This window comes from Psychrobacter submarinus (genome assembly GCF_904846685.1).
GTDB lineage: Bacteria > Pseudomonadota > Gammaproteobacteria > Pseudomonadales > Moraxellaceae > Psychrobacter > Psychrobacter submarinus.
Genome location: NZ_CAJHBQ010000001.1, coordinates 407,618 through 427,146, shown reverse-complemented (window position 1 = coordinate 427,146; position 19,529 = coordinate 407,618). Strand labels below are relative to the sequence as shown.

14 protein-coding genes are annotated in these 19,529 nt (G+C 44.7%); 9 read left to right on the top strand and 5 right to left on the bottom strand.

Annotated elements, in window-relative coordinates; all coding sequences use genetic code 11:
- Positions 1-28: 28 nt before the first annotated feature.
- The 7 genes from JMY03_RS01910 to JMY03_RS01880 all read left to right on the top strand — a co-directional run bounded on the left by JMY03_RS01910 (position 29) and on the right by JMY03_RS01880 (position 9,582).
- Positions 29-4,051, top strand: a complete 4,023-nt coding sequence (locus JMY03_RS01910; protein WP_201600561.1) for a PilC/PilY family type IV pilus protein — start codon at positions 29-31, stop codon at positions 4,049-4,051.
- Positions 4,044-4,643: a type IV pilin protein gene (locus JMY03_RS13375; RefSeq protein WP_201600557.1), complete on the top strand. Its 600-nt coding sequence runs from the start codon at positions 4,044-4,046 to the stop codon at positions 4,641-4,643. The genes JMY03_RS01910 and JMY03_RS13375 overlap by 8 nt, the downstream gene beginning before the upstream one ends.
- A gap of 2 nt (positions 4,644-4,645) precedes the next feature.
- Positions 4,646-5,074, top strand: a complete 429-nt coding sequence (locus JMY03_RS01900; protein ID WP_265089588.1) for a type IV pilin protein — start codon at positions 4,646-4,648, stop codon at positions 5,072-5,074.
- Between the two features lie 325 nt (positions 5,075-5,399).
- Positions 5,400-5,819, top strand: coding sequence for a pilin (locus tag JMY03_RS01895; RefSeq protein WP_201600552.1), 420 nt, complete (start codon positions 5,400-5,402; stop codon positions 5,817-5,819).
- 95 nt (positions 5,820-5,914) lie between these two features.
- Positions 5,915-7,216, top strand: a complete 1,302-nt coding sequence (locus JMY03_RS01890; RefSeq protein ID WP_201600549.1) for an O-antigen ligase family protein — start codon at positions 5,915-5,917, stop codon at positions 7,214-7,216.
- 109 nt (positions 7,217-7,325) lie between these two features.
- Positions 7,326-7,760: a pilin gene (locus tag JMY03_RS13045; RefSeq protein ID WP_307833132.1), complete on the top strand. Its 435-nt coding sequence runs from the start codon at positions 7,326-7,328 to the stop codon at positions 7,758-7,760.
- A gap of 328 nt (positions 7,761-8,088) precedes the next feature.
- On the top strand, positions 8,089-9,582 hold the full coding sequence (locus JMY03_RS01880) for a fused MFS/spermidine synthase (protein WP_201600546.1): 1,494 nt from the start codon (positions 8,089-8,091) through the stop codon (positions 9,580-9,582).
- A gap of 44 nt (positions 9,583-9,626) precedes the next feature.
- Here JMY03_RS01880 and JMY03_RS01875 read toward each other — a convergent pair whose 3' ends face one another.
- The 4 genes from JMY03_RS01875 to mutS all read right to left on the bottom strand — a co-directional run bounded on the left by JMY03_RS01875 (position 9,627) and on the right by mutS (position 14,700).
- A complete protein-coding gene (locus tag JMY03_RS01875; RefSeq protein ID WP_201600543.1) occupies positions 9,627-10,730 on the bottom strand; it encodes an RNA-guided endonuclease InsQ/TnpB family protein in 1,104 nt (367 codons plus the stop codon).
- Positions 10,731-10,904: 174 nt separating this feature from the next.
- Positions 10,905-11,228 carry a ferredoxin FdxA gene (fdxA, locus tag JMY03_RS01870; protein WP_201600540.1) on the bottom strand — a complete coding sequence of 108 codons (324 nt, stop codon included), beginning with the start codon at positions 11,226-11,228 and terminating at the stop codon, positions 10,905-10,907.
- A 41-nt stretch (positions 11,229-11,269) separates the two neighbouring features.
- Complete coding sequence (fdxA, locus tag JMY03_RS01865) at positions 11,270-11,593, bottom strand: ferredoxin FdxA (protein WP_201557522.1); 324 nt, start codon at positions 11,591-11,593, stop codon at positions 11,270-11,272.
- 89 nt (positions 11,594-11,682) lie between these two features.
- Positions 11,683-14,700, bottom strand: coding sequence for a DNA mismatch repair protein MutS (gene mutS, locus JMY03_RS01860; protein ID WP_201600537.1), 3,018 nt, complete (start codon positions 14,698-14,700; stop codon positions 11,683-11,685).
- A 268-nt stretch (positions 14,701-14,968) separates the two neighbouring features.
- On the opposite strand from mutS, the gene secA reads away from it, so the two are divergent.
- Both secA and JMY03_RS01850 read left to right on the top strand, forming a co-directional pair.
- The gene (gene secA, locus JMY03_RS01855; protein ID WP_201600533.1) at positions 14,969-17,785 is read left to right on the top strand and encodes a preprotein translocase subunit SecA; all 2,817 of its coding nucleotides are present in this window, start codon (positions 14,969-14,971) and stop codon (positions 17,783-17,785) included.
- 347 nt (positions 17,786-18,132) lie between these two features.
- The gene (locus JMY03_RS01850; RefSeq protein WP_201600518.1) at positions 18,133-18,663 is read left to right on the top strand and encodes a hypothetical protein; all 531 of its coding nucleotides are present in this window, start codon (positions 18,133-18,135) and stop codon (positions 18,661-18,663) included.
- Between the two features lie 119 nt (positions 18,664-18,782).
- On the opposite strand, the gene JMY03_RS01845 is transcribed toward JMY03_RS01850, so the two are convergent.
- Complete coding sequence (locus tag JMY03_RS01845; protein WP_227675450.1) at positions 18,783-19,484, bottom strand: YsnF/AvaK domain-containing protein; 702 nt, start codon at positions 19,482-19,484, stop codon at positions 18,783-18,785.
- Positions 19,485-19,529 lie beyond the last annotated feature (45 nt).

The following is a 19,529-nucleotide window of genomic DNA, read 5'->3' as shown; positions in this document are numbered from 1 at the left end:
TATAACTAGTATATAGCAGGAATCTAATATGAAGCTCATTCGATCTACTACGCCTTTATTAAAACAGTTTCGGCCAACTGCTATCACGCTATCGGTATGCGCGCTGATGACCGCTTCAGTAACGACCCATTCAGGAACCAGCTATGATGTCGTCGGCAATGCAAGTTACAATAAACTTGGCGACTTGACTATCTATCAGCCGAGTACTGAATCAAACAAGCCGACGCTGACCTTGATGCTAGATAAGTCAGGCAGTATGGAAGGGGATTATAGTTTTTTAAGAGACTTTACCTTTGAGGAAGTTCGTGTTTATAGGGCTTTTAAAATAAGAAGACAATGCGGTTTTTTTGGTTGCTATGATGTGTATGATTATTTTTACTACTTCAACCCTAATGATGTGCCATCAAATCTTAATAAAGATGGATGGATAGATAAATATACTGTGAAAGATCTGAAAGGTGAAGATGGTCAGCTTTGTGTTATGAGGAACAATAAGATAAATGATGTCAACGATAGTGCAGATGTTTACAATCCTATTGTAGATAACAGTAATAATGGTATTAGTTTAGAATATTGCACGATAGGCTCTGAAAGAGTTTACGATCGCATGTCAAAGCTAAAGTTGGCGCTGATAGAGCTGCTTGAGTTTGAGAACCTGAACGAAGATATCATTATGGGGGTAGGGGCTTTTGGTTATGCTAATCGTGGCGATAGTATAAGACAAGGCCGTATCATGGTCGCAGCTAAACCTCTAGATGCAGCCCAAAAACAAAGAATTAGAAACTTCTTAAAATCAGATGATTTAAAACCCTCAGGCGGTACGCCGTTGGCTACGGCTTTTACTGAAGCTGGCGCTTATATGCTGGGAAATAGCACATATGTAGGTGATGACTATAGTGGTATGAAGTCTACCTCTGCTATCGATTATAGTGATATTGTCAGTGGTAGCGGCAACAACAAATCATATATTGCACCACCGACGCAGGAGTGCGGGGCAAAAGGCGTCTATCTTTTAACCGACGGTGCTCCAAACTCTGTAGATAGGACAGCAGTACGAAATATGATGGGTACAGCACTAAACACGTCAATATTGTCCTGTCCCAGTGAAAGTGAAGGAGGATTGTTAGATGGTAGTCAATCAAATGATCAATGGCAATGTATGGGCGAGTTTGCTAAGCAACTACGTACCAAGCGAAATGTAAAAACCGCGATGGTCGGCTTTGGTGACAGCTTTGCAACTGTGGACAACCGTAATAATTACACCGCAAAAGAGATCACACTTAGCAAGTTTACCGATAATGACGGTGCGCCTTACAAATACAGCAAAAAGTACTATGACTGCTCAGCGATATCTACTGATAATCCTGATGCGCGCAACGCTTGTAACATCGGCATGGAGTCTGGTATTTACGATGGTGTCGGTGGTTATGGTCAAGGCGGGTTTTATTTTGCCAAAGACACTAAAGATATCGTTGGTAGTGTGCTGTCGGTCATCGAGGATCTAAAAGCAGATTTGCCCAGTGTGCCAGCGGGTACCATCACCGTACCTGCAGATCCGCTCAGCAGCTTAGGGGTCAAACCCTATGCTTATCTACCTATGCTAGAGCCTAAGGTCAGTAGTAATCTGGCGATATGGCCAGGCAATCTAAAAAAGTACAATGTCAAGCAAGCGACTTTGTTCGGTCAAGATAATAAACGCTTGTACTTTGATGAAGATGGCGATGGCTTCCCAGATGACCTCAATCCAGATGCACAAGATATTTGGAGCACCCAAAACGTCACTATCACTAATGAAGCAGGCGTCAGTGTTAATGTGAACAATAGAATCACCGCAGGCGGGTTTTATGCCCAGCTAAAAGCACCAAAAACAGGCAACAATAGCACCCGTAATGTCTATGTCGAAAACAGCGTAGGCGGCACAACAAAACTACTCAAAGTAGGTGTCACTAATGGCACGCTACAAGGGTTTGACACTCTTGACGCCTCATATACCACATTAACTAAGTTATATTTATTGAGCTTTTTAGGTTATGACGCCAGTACCACTCAAGCAGAAGCAGATCGGATCGATGCGGCAGGCAACGTACAAACTGAGCTTGAAGCTATCATTGCCAATCCTCCAGGTGACATCAAGGTGCTAGGCGGAGTGGTACACTCCAGACCGACGCTTATCTCTTATGGCGCCAACATCAATGCGAATGACAAAGACAGTGACAATGATGGTGAGATAGATGCCGATGCAGGCATGGTCGCAACAGATGAGAGTAGCCGTGATGACTATGTCATGTTTGGCTCAATGGAAGGGGCCTTGCATATCGCATCAGCAGATAGTGGCCAAGAAAGCCTAGCGTTTATTCCAAAGACCATTCTTAATCAACAAATTGAAGCCTTGCAGCCCGAGGGTAGTATTGCAGATGCCCCTGTATTTGGTGTTGATGCGCCTTGGGCGACAAAAGGCAGCTATAAGTATGATTTTAGCTCACCCACTTCTACTTCTTCTGGCAAAATCGTCGCTGACAAGGTCTATGTTTATGGGGGTCTACGTCAAGGCGGCAAAGGGTTATATGGCCTAGATGTCAGCAAACTAAGTAGTCCTAAAATGCTCTTTAGTATAGACAACACAACTACAGGCTATCAAGCATTAGGTAAAATCTGGAGCGAACCGGTCTCAGGTCAAATCAAAGTGGGCACAGGTAGAAACAGTATTAAAGATGTGATCGTCTTCGGTGGTGGTTACGATGAGTGCTACGAAGATCCGACATACCGTCTTGGATCTACTGATAACGAATTTACAGAGTGTCAAAGTAGTGTCAAGTCGATGGCAGATGGTAATGCAGTCTATATCGCAGATGCCAAAACAGGAGAGGTTATCTGGTCTATCTCCGGCCGATCGTCAGGAGCCTCTGGCAAGCATATTCGAGTACCAGAGATGAAGCACAGTGTCGTCAGCAAGATCACAACCTTAGATCGTGATGATGATGGCATGATAGATCATTTATACTTTGGTGATTTGGGTGGTCAATTATTCCGTGTGGATTTGCGTAATGGGCAAGCTATCAGCGGTAGCGCAGGCGTCAACAACTTTACCCGTCGTATCGTAAAAGTACTGGATGGTAACTCAGGCACGCTCGAGAATGAAGGGCTACAGCGCCGGTTTTACGGTCAGCCTTCTGTGAGCTTTTATAAAGATAAAAGCGTGCTGTTTGCGCTAGTCAATATTGCCTCCGGTGACAGAAGTAATCCGATATCAAGATTACGCAATACCATACCTGCACAGTCTGATCGACTATTTGGCATTATTGATCGAGATATCGCCAGTCCCGGACTGTATGGTACCGATGCAAAGGTTAGTTTAACCACTACAGGTCTGACTTCAGACGATCTGACGGAATTACCTTTTAATCAAAGCGATGCTAATGCAACTAAGGCAAGCGTACAAGCTCCGATGCGACCCAATGTCGCTACCTCTCAAGGATGGTTCTATCCATTGAATCAGTTTGATGGCAATAGCAAAGTCAAAAACGTCAAATCAATGGGAGATGGTCTTGCTATAGGGGGGCTTTATTATATGACAGCCTATAGCCCTGAGATGAAGTATGACGAGACCAGTGGTTGTGCCGCTCAAATCGTCGGTGGTTCAGAACGGCAGGTATACTGTCTGCCTTATGGTATCTGTGAGCAAGAAGATACGACAAAAGCAGACAACTCATTGAATGGTACTGGCGGGTTCGTGCGTGCGGGCAAAGGCATTCAAGAGCTGGCGTTTGGTGCCTTTAATCCTGAGAACCCAACGACTCGCATTATGCTAGGCACGCAGTCATTCAGTGAGCTTATCAAATCTGATAACCGAATAAATTTCGGTGGCGCTTGGTCATCGAATAATGAATCAGGACTAGATACCAACTGTCCTGGTGGTAATTGTGCTGGCTCTAGTATTGAGGCTGATAATGTCAACGCTAGCGGCTCTGGCGGCGGTAATATCAGTACGCTGAACTATCGCCTGTTCACGACTAGATGGTACGAGCAGCTATCGGAGTCGATTGATGATTAGGCTGAGCGTCTTACAGCGGACATTGAACCACAAACGTACCGTTCGCTATCAGTATCCAACGAGCCAAACAGGTTTTACGCTGATAGAGGTTATGATAGTGGTAGTGGTCTTAGCCATATTGGCAGCGATAGCTGTGCCAAGCTATCGACGCTACATCATTGTCAACGCTGAGCGCGATGCTCAAGCCAAGATGCAGCAGCTGCAGCTAGAGCTTGAGCGCTGGCGTGCGAGTGCATTAACTTATAAGGGATTTATCCCGCAGACAGTGGATAGCGATGGCGATACTGAGTATAGCTACGCAGATACAGCCAATACTATCATTAATGTCCCTGAAGGTAGCGGCGATGACTACACCTACCGTATTACCTTAGTAGATGGTGACACATCTGGGACGCCAAAAAGCTTAGTTACAAATGCAGGTGTGGATAATGTCACGGGGCGTACTTGGAAGATGCTAGCCGTGCCTAACCCGAATCGTTATATCAAGAACGGGAGCAAGATTATGTTTACCAGCTCTGGTATTAGATGTATGACGACGAGTAGTTTAACCATTAAGTCAGAGGACTGTGGTAATGATGCTCAGGAATGGTAACGATGATAAATAAGCATAGATATAGATATAAAGCGAGTGGCTTTACACTAATAGAGCTACTAATAGTAGTGGCTATCATTGGTATCATTGCAGCTATCGCCATTCCGAGTTATCAAGGCTATATCGAAAGAGGCCACCGTGCCGATACGATGAGCGAACTACAAAATATAGCTAATACTATCGAGAGTCGTAAGATAGAACAAGGTAGATATAGCAATGATTTACTGACAGGCTTGGGCGGTAGTTTTCCGAGTCAAGGTACGGCGCTATATACGATTAGCTTCGATCCTAACCCCTTGACATCTGAGTGGACTATCACTGCCGAGACGATAGATGATGAGCGTATGGACGGTGATGGCGATTTGAGCTTTGATTATCGTGGTGTTAAATGCCGCGGTTCAGATTGTGGTAAAGGCGACGAATGGCAGTAACTGACAATTTTTGTATAGCTCAGATATTTGATGACAAAAAATGTCAATCAAAGTTACGCTCTGTTATGTTGAGTGACTGAGCTGACAAGAATTAGTAGGTTGACAGTAACATTATGTTAACGCTACACTAACAGACGGTCAAATTACTGTTATAAACGGTAAAAAATAGGGTAAAACCTATTATATTTAATAAAGTCAGTGAGTTTTAAGGTTTGGCATGTAATATGCAGTTAATACTGTAAGGCGTCATAGCTAATTTTAATCTGTAAATTAAAGATAGGTCGTACTATCACCGACTGTCTCTATACCACCCTAAGGAGTTCTTATGAACACACAAAAAGGTTTTACCTTAATCGAACTAATGATCGTTGTTGCCATTATCGGTATTCTAGCGGCGATTGCTCTACCTGCTTATAGTAGCTATCAAGCAAAATCAAAACTCACAGCTGGTCTTGCTGAGATATCTGCAGGTAAGACTGCTGCAGAGGATTTAATCAATAATGGTGATGAAGTAACAGATCCTGCTTCTATTGGCTTACAGACGACTACTAATAACTGTACAATAGCTGCTTCGACTACTAATGGTGTTGGTGATATTTCTTGTACGATATTAAATGCGCCATCTCAAGCGCGTGGTGCTGTATTGACTTGGTCACGTGCAGCTACTGGTGCTTGGACTTGTCAAACTACCGGTTTAACTGGTGATAATAAAGATTTAGCACCAAATTCTTGTGCACATTCGTAGAAAATAATTTATTTAATTAAGAAGCCAAACATTGTGTTTGGCTTTTTTTATGATATCAACTAAATTCTATGATTCCATAACGAGTTTTAAAAATTATGTATGCAAGAGATTGTAATTTACTGAGATCCGTAAGACTGATCTTTAGTAAAGAGTTTTTTTTTGGATCCTTCTTCTTGGTTTTTATTTTAGGAATTAATTTAGGAATTAGCTATCAATCTTATAATGATTTTCGTGTCGTCCAGATTATATTATTACTATCTTTATGTCTGAGATCACTATTTCAGCAGCAATACTCTATTACAAAAATAGAAATTACTTTTCTTTTTTACATTACTATTGGTAGTTTATTTTGGACGAACTCATCATTCATTGTTGTAGACATAATGCTAGTATATTTATTGTTTAAGGCATTTCAAACTTTAAGCTATCGAAATTCCATCACAAAGTTAATTGTGTTATCAAGTCTAACGATGTTCTTATTACTACCCTTAGCTATTTGGGACTATATTAATACAGGTACTTATCTTCCAAATTGGTACTTGTTTTCTTTAAATATCCGTGTGTATGATAGTTATTTTTTAATTATTTCTACTCTTTCTGTTTGGTTATATTCAACAAAAGAAAAGTATAAAAGTCTATATTTGTTACTTCCATTCTTAGCTTTTTTAGCTGTTCTGCTTGATGGTGGGCGCTCTGTTACCTTAGCCTATACTGTATTTATTGCCATAGTCACCATCTGTCATAAGTCTATACGTTTACCGTTGATCGGTAGTTATATCGGCTCTTGGCTGTCATATCTATTGGTGACCTATGTAGCTACTCTAGGCTCTAGTAGTCTGCGTATTGCCCGTGAGTCCTCTAGCGGACGTGTTGACTTATGGGTCAATGGGCTACAGTGTTGGGCGCAAAATCCGATAATAGGCTGCGGCTTTTATCAGCTTGAGCAATATCCACATTTATCTGCCCATCCGCACAATATATTTGTGCAAGTGCTGACTGAAACGGGGCTGATTGGTTTTAGCTTTTTAGGTTTTGTATTATTTAAAATTGCCCGTCATATCAGCTGGAATATCAAACAAAACTACTTTGTTATCGCTGCATTATTGGCAGTCATTATTGATATGTCGCTATCAGGCGTGCATATTTATCCCATAACGCAAATGACGCTATTATGGCTGTTCGTGTTTTTACTCAAAAACCCAGTATTCGCCCATGCGCAATATTTTAATCAACCCGCAAAAAACATTAGTAAAATAGAAAGGTATTTGCCTGGCTTGGTTGTTTTAGGGCTAGTCATCATATTTTGCTACATATTTATAAATGCCAGTATCTTTTTAGATGATATGTCATCCACGCCGCCACGGTTTTGGGTATATGGTTACCAGTTATTTAGATAAAGAATTACTTTTTCAAGTTGGTAATTAAAAACCTACTAATGTTTAGTTGTTAAAAGTTTGACACAGTATATGCAGTAGTTAAGGTATTATCTATAGGTTAAATACTCTTATGCTATTAGCAGCGAATCACTCACCTGATTCTCAAATCGGTTTTACACTCATTGAATTAATGATTGCTATATCTATCGTTGGAATTTTGGCATCTGTAGCAATAGCTAACTATCAAACTAACATTAGGAAAACTCAGGTTACAATAATTTATCAAGAGATAAATCGTTATCGAATGCCTTACCAAATTATGATAAATGAAGGAGCAGGGCCAACAGGCTTTAGTCCTAATGTCCTAAATCTGAATGGAAAAACCAAAAATTGTCAGTATAGTGTTTTAGCGCCTAATACGAATGCCACCACTCTTGATGCAGTAAAATGTCAAATCCAAAACCTCAATTATTTAACCAATCAAACTATTAGCTTAGACTTAGCAGCAGACGGTACTTGGCATTGTCGAGTATCTTCGGGTATTCCTGTTGCTTATTTGCCATAAGCCTGTCATTAGGGTGTTAATTTAAGCAATATCGCGTAGGCTGCGGCTTTAGCCCAGCAAACCGTTGTGCAAAATTATGATTTTTTAAAGTTCAAAGTGATTTATAAGATTGAGATAGTATCGTTCCGTAGTTGGTTATAAAAAACGCTGGGCTAAAGCCGCAGCCTACGACACAGCTAATCTACATATTTAAAATTGATGCTAACCTTTGAATCCTTTTTCAAACTTTTTATATTATCCAAAACGTATAAATAACACTCATCACTCCAAAATTCACGCTTCAATAGTGTAAAATCACTTCATCCAAAACGTAACGATGACTCATTTTATGCAAAAAAAGGTGTTAGGCGTTTGTCTCGCGATCGCCCTGCTTGAGGGTTTTGCCGGTTTGGGGATTGAGATATATGCCATTCGTATCTCCGCCACTTATATCGGCGCGTCCATCTCGATTACCGGCGTCATCCTCGCGATGGTACTTATCGCCATTGCCGTGGGTTACTGGTATGGCGGTCGTCTCTCGCAAGGCATTCACACTCCAAGACAAGCGCTACTTAAAGCCGGTTACGTTTTGTCCTTATCGGCTATCTCTCATGCTATCGCTTGTATTATTCAGTTGCCACTTCTTGCCGCCATGACCGCCAGTATTGATAGCCCGATTATCGCTGCTATCGGGGTTGGGCTGTTATTCGGTGTTGGATTGGCCTTTGGCTCGACCGCTATTCCGTTGATTACTCAGTTTTTATCTTTAAAGTATGAAAATCATGACGGCGTTGATGCTGGCAAGAACGCTGGCATGATGGTGGCGATTACCACTGTCGGTAGTGTGCTGGGCTCGACGCTGACGCCGATATTGTTATTGCCTTATATTGGCCTAATGAGTAGCCTCGCGTTATTTATCGCGTCTTTAGCCATTAGCGCTTATTTATGTACGCGCTTAGCAGTGCAAGTTGCGAGTGATGAGCCGCTAAGTTTATCGACCCATCGCATCAATTATAGCCTTGCGCTAGCGGCAGTCGTGGTGACTTTGACCTTTATCTTTTTGAATAAAGTCGATACCGGCTATCAGACTGCGACAAACGCTTGGTTTATTAAGCAAACCGTCATCGACAAGCAATTAGCGGTGACTATCACTGATAAACCCGGCCAGACGACCAGTAGCTGCTGGCTCTATCTCGCCAAAAAGAACTGCCACTGGTACGGCAAGATCACTGTGGAGGCGATTGAACAAATTGAGCCGAAGAGTTTAGTATTCCTTGGCGGGGCAGGGATGGGCACACCTAGCGAAGTGGCGCACCACAACCCGAATATGGCGCTGACGGTTATCGACATTGATAAAGGTCTGCCGGATATCGTAGAAGCGCACTTCTTAAAAGCACCAATCGCGCCCAATATTAAGTTCATCGGTGATGACGCGCGCGGTTATCTAACGCGTCATCGCGATGCTAGCTATGACTTTATGCTGATTGATGCTTTTCAAGGGCGTCATGTGGCAGGGAACTTGTACACTATTGAAGCACTACGCCAGTTTCAGAATAATAGTAGCTATATCATGGCCAATATGATCGGCAAGGCCAACGCAGAGCATGGCTATAGCCAAACGCTATTTAACAACTGGCATGAGGTATTCGGTGATGACGCTTATATTCTCACTAAAGCGACAACGAACCAAGATAATAGCGAGGCGATACAGAACATCATGCTTTGCAATTTTCAATGTCCGGGTAGTGTGAAGCTTGCGCAAGTGGCGTTCTTTGAGCAGTCACAAGCGCTACACACCGATGATGTGCCGAGGTTGGATCGGTATTATTATCGGGCGATGTAGATACCACTCAATTAAATGACTTACGGCTTGACTTCCTCCCCTCCCTAAAGTGAGGGGATTCCTTCTGCAAGACGGTCAAGCCCGACCGCAAGGATGTTCTTAGCGGCATTGATATCTCTATCATGCCATGTGCCACACTCAGCACACCTCCATCCTCTGATTCCAAGACCTGCTCTACCTTTCGGACTACTGGACATATCGCCACAGCACGAGCAGGTTTGGGTAGTGTATCTCTCATTTACTATCTCAAGCTGACAACCTGCATACTTGCATTTATATTCCAGTTGTCTTTTGAGTTCAAACCATCCTGCATCGTATGTTGATTTAGCTAGGTTGGTTTTCTTACTTGTGAATGAGCGTGATTTAACATCACCAACCACAATCAAAGCATTGTCTTTAACAAGCTTGGTGGTGAATTTGTGAATTGCATCTAACCTTGAATTTTTGATTTTGGCGTGTATTGCTTTGACACGCTGTTTGTTTTTCGCTCGTTGAGCTATTGCAAGCCTTTCAGCCCACTTTTGCGTTTGTTTGGTTGTCAGCTTGTCACCGTTTGATGTGGTAGCAGATTCCTTTAAGCCTAAGTCAATACCAACGCTGCCCATCCCACTTACTTGTCTAGGAAAATCTTTGACGGTAATACAGGCATACCAACGATTACGGCTGTCTTGCACTATCTCAAGCGTGTTGATTTGATACAGGCTTAGGTTGTAGCTATCAAAGACATCTATGATGAGCTTTTGACCCTTAGAGAGCGATAGCTGTATGGTTGATTTAAGTGCTTTGTTTCCCGTTTGTCTGGTGTGCAGATGTTTGATTGCTGACTTTTTAAAAGGAATCCAACCTAAACTTTTTCGCTTGGCATCGGGTCGGTTGGTTCGCCAATTTAGTTTGGCTTTTTTAAACTGCTTACGAGATTTGGTATGAGTTTCGTTTATGGCTTGCAGAGTTTGTGAGTGTAAGCCTAATAGTTCGCCACTGCCTTTGGTGTATTCGTTTAGGTCGTAGGCACTAAAGAATTTACCTGTTCGCTTTAGATGCTCAAAACTTAACGCATTAACATAGTTCCACGCATAGTTAACACTCCCAGCTATTTTGTTTAGCTGGTTTACGTGTTTGTCTTTGATGCGTAGCTTGAGGGTTTTCATACCTTTAGTATGGCGAGGTTAATTTCAACTTACAACCCTTTAAGTACTACTCACGACAGTATATGTCGCCTTATATCCACCCCCTGAAGTGGGTGGTTTTACGGCAACGTTGGATAAAAAAAGACCGCAGCAAAAGCTACGGCCTAATGTATAAAGATTTTGTTTATAGCGACATCACTTTTCTAAATACTGAATCTTACCTTCGACGCCATCCCACTTTTCGGCTTCTGGCATGGCTGGCTTCATCTCAGTGATATTTGGCCACTTTTGAGCAAGCTCGGCATTGAGCTCAATAAATATCTCTTGTCCTTTTGGCACTTCGTCTTCTGAGAAGATGGCATTGGCCGGACATTCAGGCTCACAAAGGGCACAGTCGATACACTCGTCTGGGTCAATGACTAAGAAGTTCGGTCCTTCATAGAAGCAGTCCACTGGGCAGACTTCTACACAGTCGGTGTATTTACAAAGAATGCAGTTATCGGTCACGATAAAGGTCATAGCGAACTACCTGCTATCAAAGCGCCTATGGGTTAAATCGCCTACTTCTCTAAATACTGAATCTTACCTTCGACGCCATCCCACTTTTCGGCTTCTGGCATGGCTGGCTTCATCTCAGTGATATTTGGCCACTTTTGAGCAAGCTCGGCATTGAGCTCAATAAATATCTCTTGTCCTTTAGGCACTTCGTCTTCTGAGAAGATGGCATTGGCCGGACATTCAGGCTCACAAAGGGCACAGTCGATACACTCGTCTGGGTCAATGACTAAGAAGTTCGGTCCTTCATAGAAGCAGTCCACTGGGCAGACTTCTACACAGTCCGTATGCTTACAAAGGATGCAGTTATCTGCAACGATAAAGGTCATAGAGGGCTACCTGTTATTGGTTTGACGAAATGCTAAATAGCAAAAATAACGCATATTTTAGCGCTTTTATCGTGTTTTCACAAACCCCTTTAACGACTAATGAGTTGCTTGAGGGAGTAGAGCATATCATGCGCTTGCTTGGGCGTTAGACTATCAGGATCGATACTGTCTAATTCACTCTGTAGCGTAAACCACTGATTTTGCTGCTGATTATCCATTGTATGAGTAGGCTGTCTATGGGGGCTATAATCACTACTGTCTGCAAGGGTCTCATAAGGCTGCTGACGTTCTTCGATAATGGCATGAGTTAAGTCAGTTTTGTCATCAGTATGCGCGCCTTTGCTATGATCAGCAGCGCTAGTAGTAGCAGTGAGCGTATCGAGCAGATAGCGTTTTGCATCAGCGAGCACTGCGTTAGGAATACCGGCCATTTTTGCCACATGTAAACCAAAGCTAGAGCTAGCCGCGCCGTCTTTAATTTTATGCAGCAGTAATAATTGACCATCGACTTCGCTGGCAGCGACATGGACGTTACGAATGCCTTTGTTCTGCGCTGCCAACTGGGTCAGCTCAAAGTAATGGGTGGCAAACAACGTCAAGCAGCCAATATCGAGTAGTTTGTTAACGCAAGCATGGGCGATTGCAAGGCCATCGGTGGTCGCGGTACCGCGTCCGACTTCATCCATGAGCACTAATGATTTATCGGTCGCTTGGTTTAGGATATTCGCCGTTTCTATCATCTCGACCATAAAGGTGGATTTGCCACCAGCGAGGTCGTCTGCCGAGCCGATACGGGTAAAGATACGATCGATATCACCAATATGGGCACTCGCGGCCGGGACAAAACTGCCACAGTGTGCGAGCAGTACAATCAGCGCAGTTTGGCGCATATAAGTGGATTTGCCGCCCATATTGGGGCCAGTGATTAGCAGTAAACGCTCAGGATGCTCGCTTGCACCTAGCTGGCAGTCGTTAGCGACGAAATGATTAGGAGCAGAGTGAGCGTTGGACTTGGCATGATTCATCCTTTGTAGTACTGACTCAACGACGACGTGGCGTCCTGCGCGGATATCGATACGGGTTTGGCTATGGGCTTGAGAGTCGCTATCTTTACTCATCACCGGACGCTGCCAGTCATAAGTTATGGCCAGATCGGCCCAATTGGCGAGCACATCGAGCTGTGCAATAGCGGCGCTCAGTTGCTGTAGCTCCGCTAAATGTTCGCTCAGCTCGCCAAGTAGCTGCTGATACAGCTGCTTTTCACGGGCTAGCGCTAAAGTCTGCGCGCTTAAGTACTCAGTCTCAAGCTCCTTTAGCGCTTCGGTGATAAAGCGCTCAGCGTTCTTTAGCGTTTGCCGGCGGATGAAATGGGCGGGAGCTTGCTTTGCTTGCATCTTTGGCAGCTCAAAATAAAAGCCGCTGACTTTGTTAAAGCCGACTTTTAGACTCGGCAAATTATGCTGTTGCCGCGCTTCATCTGCCATATTATCGAGAGTCGCTTGAATATTATCATGCAAGTGCGTTAGCCGATCGAATTCTTCATCGAAGCCTGCCGCTAGCATCCCGCCATCGCGGATATGCGCTGGCGGCTCTGTAATGATAGCGCGCTCAATGCGCTGCGCAACTTGCTGCACGGCAGGTAAATGGTCGGGCAGCTGCTGCATGAGCATCGGTAATAGACCGCTTTGCTCAGCCTTGATACCAGAGGCAGTTAATAAGCGCGCGAGCTGTAGACTACTGGCGATACCGTCAGCGAGTTTACGCAAGTCACGCGGTTTGGCGCTCATCAGACCAATACGGCTACTGATGCGCTCGATATCGCCGATGGTATTTAGAGTATCGCGTAGCTCGCTGATGAGCGACTGACTGGCTGCATGGTTGGCTGTATGGTTGGCCGCTAATAACTGCTCTATAGCGGCTAAGCGCAAATTGATACGCGTATGCTGACGTAGCGGGCGCTTCATCTGTTGCACCAACAGGCGCTTACCCATCGGCGTTTGACATTGATTGAGCACTGATATCAAGGACGTGCCATTACTACTGACTGGGGTGAACAGCTCAAGGTTTTGCTGACTACCGGCATCGATGATCAGATAATCGTCGCTGTGCTCAATGATGAGCTGATTGACCTGCGGAATTTGCCGCTGCTGGGTTTGTCGCGCGTAGTGAATGAGCGCCGCGCAGCTGGTTTGCGCAAGCGGCGCGCCGCTAATACCTAAGCCATCAAGGCGCTGCACTTGAAACTGCTCACAGAGGGTAGCGGCCGCATGGTCCGGATGAAAATCGTTGGCCGCGACTTCGATAATAGGGCAGTCCAGTTCACTGCGTAGCCAAGCGAGCCACTGCTCATCGACGCTTTCACTGATGATCGCTTCACTGGGCGCAAAGCGCGCTAGTACGGTAAGCATTTGCGTTTGGAGCTGGGCGCTAGCCGCATCATGATCGGCTAAGCGCTCTACCGTTAGCGTCTGCGTGGTCAGTGTACCGGCAGCTAAGTCGAGCTGACTGATCGCAGCTTGTAGCGGTTGTTTACTGCTTTTAGTCTTTGATGGTTCTACAAAATCCGCCTGAATATCGATGGCAACGACGGTTGGCGTAGAGCCGGCGCTAATCAGCGCATCATCGGTGATAGTACCGGCGGTTAAGGTCTTGACTACCTCGCGGCGCATGATGCCGCTAGCAGGCGTGGTTGCGGCATTCTTTTTTTGTTTATCGGCGAGCACGGGCGTATTATGATTGGCGGACTCATCGATTTGCTCGCAGACGACCACTGTCTCTCCCGCTGCAATCAGCCGCGCCATATAGCTATCAGCGGCATGAAACGGCACGCCGGCCATAGCGATGTTATTACCGGCTTTATCGTTGCCCCTGCGAGTTAAAGTAATATCTAATATCTGCGCGGCGCGTTTGGCATCATCAAAGAACAGCTCATAAAAATCGCCCATCCGGTATAGTAACAAAGCGTTTGGGTAGCTGGCTTTCATGGTCAGATATTGCACCATCATCGGCGTGTGATGCGCCAAATCGTAAACGCTATCGCCAATGGTTAATAGGGTATCTGAATTAGAGTTTGAATTAGATAAGGAGCTGACGGGCTTAACAGGCATGCATAATCTCTTATAAAGCGTTTATAGCGATAGTTAAGGGGATAAAACCTCGGCGCTAGAGCGAAAAATAGTGTCTATTTTAACACGAGAGCGGGCGCTTCATGGCAGCGAATATCTAGTCGATGTCCCTTGTATTCATCAGCACCATAACCATATATAATGGCGACAGACTAAGTTGAGTAATGAAAAGTTGGGTAATAATAAAACGTTGGGCTACATCTGGGCTTACGCGCTTTAATTATTGAATATTTCCATAGGTTAATAAATTATGTTATCAAAGATTGTAGGCAGTGTGGTTGGCACCAAAAATGACCGTGAGCTCAAGCGTATGCGCAAAGTGGTCGCTAAAATCAACGCCCAAGAGGCTGGCGTGCAAGCCCTGTCTGATGAGCAACTGCAGCAAAAAACGGCGGAGTTTAAGGCTAGACATAAAAACGGCGAGAGCCTAGATGCGCTATTGCCAGAAGCGTTTGCTGTCTGCCGTGAAGCCTCACTGCGTGTCACCGGCATGCGTCATTATGACGTGCAGCTGATCGGTGGTATTACCTTGCACGAAGGTAAAATCGCTGAGATGAAGACCGGTGAAGGTAAAACTTTGATGGCAACCCTCGCCATGTACCTAAACGCCATCAGTGATAAAGGCGTGCACTTAGTCACCGTCAACGACTATCTAGCCGCGCGTGATGCCGACTTAAACCGGCCGTTATTTAGCTTCTTGGGTCTAAAAGTAGGCGTGATCTACTCACAGCAGCCCGCGCAAGATAAGGTCGATGCTTATCAAGCGGACATCACCTATGGTACCAACAACGAATACGGCTTTGATTATCTCCGCGATAACATGGTTTTTAGCCTTGCAGAGAAAAAACAGCGTCCGCTAAATTTTTGTATTATTGATGAGATTGACTCCATCTTGATCGATGAGGCACGTACGCCGCTGATTATCTCAGGGCAAGCGGAAGACTCATCACGCATGTATGCGCTGATTAACACCATTATCCCGCTGCTTAAGCGCTCAAAAGATGAAGAAGCCAATAAAGAGAACGAAGACGAAGACTTCTGGATCGATGAAAAGAATCGCCAGATTGAGATTAGCGAAAAAGGCTACGAGAAGATTGAGCGCTTCTTAGTCAAAGTTGGCGAGCTTGGTGAAAACGAGAGTCTTTATAGCCCAAGCCGTCTACCGCTGCTGGCACACGTACAAGCTGCTATTCGTGCTCATCATGTCTTTGTCAAAAACGTCCACTATATCGTTAATGATGGTGAAGTCATCATCGTCGATGAAAACACCGGCCGGACAATGCCGGGTCGCCGCTGGTCAGAGGGTCTGCACCAAGCCGTCGAGGCCAAAGAAGGCGTCGAGATTCAGGCGGAGAACCAGACGCTTGCGACCACCACTTTCCAGAACTTCTTCCGTCTGTATGACAAGCTATCTGGTATGACTGGTACTGCCGACACTGAAGCGGCAGAATTTAAATCCACTTATGATCTAGACGTTATTGTCATCCCAACGCACAAGCCAATTGCCCGTATCGATATGGATGATCAGATCTATCTGACCAAATTAGGCAAGTATCAAGGCATCATCCGCGAGATTAAAGAGATTCAGGCCAAAGGTGCGCCAGTGCTCGTCGGTACTGCAACGATTGAAGCGAGCGAGGAGTTATCGTATTTGCTCGATCAAGAAGGCGTCAAGCATAATGTCCTAAACGCCAAGCAGCACGAGCGCGAAGCCGATATCATTGCGCAGGCAGGTAGCCCAAAATCCGTCACTATCGCGACCAATATGGCAGGCCGTGGTACCGATATTATCCTAGGTGGTAACTGGGAGTCGTTTATCGCAGACCCAGAAGCAGTAAGTCCGGACGAGATGCAGCGGCTCAAAGCCCAATGGCAAGAAAAGCATGATCAGGTCGTCGCCGCAGGGGGTCTACATATTATCGGCTCAGAGCGTCACGAATCACGCCGTATCGATAACCAGCTGCGTGGCCGTGCCGGTCGTCAAGGTGATCCTGGTATGTCACGTTTCTTCTTGTCTTTAGAAGATGATCTAATGCGTATCTTCGCAGGCGACCGCGTGGTCAACATGATGAAGGCAATGGGCCTCAAAGAAGATGAAGCTATCGAGCATAAGATGGTTTCTAAGTCTATCGAAAACGCGCAGGGTAAAGTTGAGAGCCGCGATTTTGACGCTCGCAAAAACCTACTTAAGTACGATGATGTCGCCAATGAGCAGCGTAAAGTTATCTACAGTCAGCGCGATGATTTGCTTGCGGATATGGACTTGTTAGAAGCTATCGAGGCGATGCATTACGATGTCTATAACGCGATGATTGACCAATTTATACCGCCAGGCTCTATCGATGATCAATGGAATATCGATGGGCTAGAAGATGAGCTAGAGGACGAGTTCAAGCTCTACATGCCAATCAATGATTGGCTAGATGAAGATCGTCGTCTCGATGAAGAGGGTCTACGTGCCAAGATTATCCAGACGGCGTTAGAGCATTATCGAGGTCGCCGTGAGCAAATGGGCGAAAAAGAAGCCGCGCAGCTCGAGCGTCACTTTATGCTGCAAAGCCTAGATAAGCACTGGAAAGAGCACTTGACTCAGATGGATCAGCTGCGTAAAGGGATTCATCTGCGCGGTTATGCGCAAAAAAACCCCGAGCAAGAGTATAAGCGCGAATCCTTTGAGCTGTTCCAAATGATGCTTGGCGCGATTAAGTCTGAAACGGTACAAGACTTATCTCGCGTACACATTCCTACTAAAGAAGAGATCGAAGCGTTAGAAGCGCAGCAACGTGCGGATGCTGAGCGTATGCAAATGCAGTTTGAACACAAAGACGCAAGTGGCCTTGCCGGTAATGAGAAACAAGCGGCTGCTCGTAACCCTAATCAAAGCCAAGGTCAACGCCAAAGCCAAGGTCAAACGCAAACCGCACGCGCCAATCTAGCCGGCGCTGCAGCGGCGGGCGCTGCTAATGGCGCAGAGGGTAACCCTTACGCCAATATGAATATCAGCCGTAACGCGCCTTGTCCTTGTGGCTCTGGCCTTAAGTACAAGCAGTGTCATGGCAAGATCTAAGCAAAGCTGCGCTTAAAATCATTTATAGCTGTTATAAACCCTTATCTATCTTGGATGAGGGTTTTTTTATAGCGGTGAGTTCACTTACTAATAAGTTGCTAAATCGACTTTAAAACCCAGTAAACTATTTGCTAATATAAAGTAAAGAGCTAGTGACAGTTATGCTTGGTTTGGTTTGGTTTGTATTTGAAGCGCAATGCTGCTCGTTTACAAATCCGATATAGGCGCACAGACAGTGACAAGCTATAGTATTGAACATCAAAGGTATTGAACGTCAAGTTATAATAACTGATTAGCCTTACAAGTTAATATTGTCAGTTTATAGCACATATATTTAGGAGATAGGCATGAGCCTAGGATTATCAAAATCGTTACGAGCGTCTGCAATGATGACCGGAGTATTCGCTTGCGTCATTAGCCTCAGTGCTTGCCAACAAGAGCCTGAAACTGAACCCAGCTTAGAAGAAGACATTGCCGCTGAGCAAGCCGTGCCGATGTCAGCAGAACCTGCTGAGCCTAATGATACCGTCGTCGCACCTGATGCTACGCTCAATGAAGTACAAGACGATACGGTCGCTGAAGTGAACACTGGAATCACCCAAATCACTTATTTATGTGCGCCTGAGCTAAAAGTCGACGTCACTTATAAAGACGAGAGCAACGAAGCGGTGCTAAGTACAGATAAAGGGACGGTTACGGTTAATAAAACCAATGAAGGTACGAACCCAGAAGTCTACGAAGGCACCACGGCAATTGATGGTAGTGCAGGCTTCACTCAGTGGCGAGTGGCGCATCAAGCGCGCGAGACTGGTATAATTCGTACCGCTAGTGAAGGCGAGTCTGATATCAACACCTATCAATGTGATGAAATCGACTAGTATTGTCAGACTTAGCGAAGTATGAGACTTTGCTAAACTGTAAAACTAAAAAAAAGCAACGCTGATATAAAGCAGCGTTGCTTTTTTTATTCGATACGGTTTTGACGAAAAATGCAGACTTATTTTTTAAGCGTATGTTGATTTTCGTGCTCTAATAGCCCTTCTTCTTTAACATCGAGCTCTTCATGCTTCAGTTCGACTTGAATCGTATCGGTATGGGTGTGCTTAGTTTTGCTAATATCGATTTCTTGGATAGCATAAGTATCTTTGGTAATGGTCGCTACTTGCCTGGATAGCACAATCTCCACTGGCGCATCACCAATCTCGACTTGCTTGCCATTGATAGTGACCACCGCTTTACTATCTAAAGTCGGCTCAACATGGCGCAAGATATCTTTGTCATCAAAATTACCTGATAGCATATCTTGGCTTTCACTATCTTCATAGGCGGTAGCTACGGTGATGTATTCTTCGACCAATTCGATAGGCACATCTATTGTTCTGGTGCGCGCATGCTTAGTGACAGTGACCTTGCCGACATCTAAACGCTCTTTATTGACTACAGGACGCTCTTCTAATAGCTCAAGATAGCCGCTGCCTTTATTGACGTTTGCTCCTGCTAAATGGTTGACGCCAGTTGCAGTGTTACTACCTTGACTTGTCACATCATCGGGAGCTGGAAGTTTATGCTCGCTGGCATGATCTTCTATTTTCTTATCCGTAGTATTATCAAGATGAGTATTATCAAGATGAGTGTTATCAAGATTAGGATTATTAATGTCGGTTGCTGGATTTAATGGTTTATTAGATTCATTATTCATAGTCGTCTTCCTTGTTATTCTCGGTTGTGTGCTCTAGCTCATATA

Coding starts and splice junctions, on each gene's coding strand:
- JMY03_RS01910 (WP_201600561.1), top strand. CDS start 29: ATGAAGCTCATTCGATCTACTACGCCTTTATTAAAACAGTTTCGGCCA.
- JMY03_RS13375 (WP_201600557.1), top strand. CDS start 4,044: ATGATTAGGCTGAGCGTCTTACAGCGGACATTGAACCACAAACGTACC.
- JMY03_RS01900 (WP_265089588.1), top strand. CDS start 4,646: ATGATAAATAAGCATAGATATAGATATAAAGCGAGTGGCTTTACACTA.
- JMY03_RS01895 (WP_201600552.1), top strand. CDS start 5,400: ATGAACACACAAAAAGGTTTTACCTTAATCGAACTAATGATCGTTGTT.
- JMY03_RS01890 (WP_201600549.1), top strand. CDS start 5,915: ATGTATGCAAGAGATTGTAATTTACTGAGATCCGTAAGACTGATCTTT.
- JMY03_RS13045 (WP_307833132.1), top strand. CDS start 7,326: ATGCTATTAGCAGCGAATCACTCACCTGATTCTCAAATCGGTTTTACA.
- JMY03_RS01880 (WP_201600546.1), top strand. CDS start 8,089: ATGCAAAAAAAGGTGTTAGGCGTTTGTCTCGCGATCGCCCTGCTTGAG.
- JMY03_RS01875 (WP_201600543.1), bottom strand. CDS start 10,730: ATGAAAACCCTCAAGCTACGCATCAAAGACAAACACGTAAACCAGCTA.
- fdxA (WP_201600540.1), bottom strand. CDS start 11,228: ATGACCTTTATCGTGACCGATAACTGCATTCTTTGTAAATACACCGAC.
- fdxA (WP_201557522.1), bottom strand. CDS start 11,593: ATGACCTTTATCGTTGCAGATAACTGCATCCTTTGTAAGCATACGGAC.
- mutS (WP_201600537.1), bottom strand. CDS start 14,700: ATGCCTGTTAAGCCCGTCAGCTCCTTATCTAATTCAAACTCTAATTCA.
- secA (WP_201600533.1), top strand. CDS start 14,969: ATGTTATCAAAGATTGTAGGCAGTGTGGTTGGCACCAAAAATGACCGT.
- JMY03_RS01850 (WP_201600518.1), top strand. CDS start 18,133: ATGAGCCTAGGATTATCAAAATCGTTACGAGCGTCTGCAATGATGACC.
- JMY03_RS01845 (WP_227675450.1), bottom strand. CDS start 19,484: ATGAATAATGAATCTAATAAACCATTAAATCCAGCAACCGACATTAAT.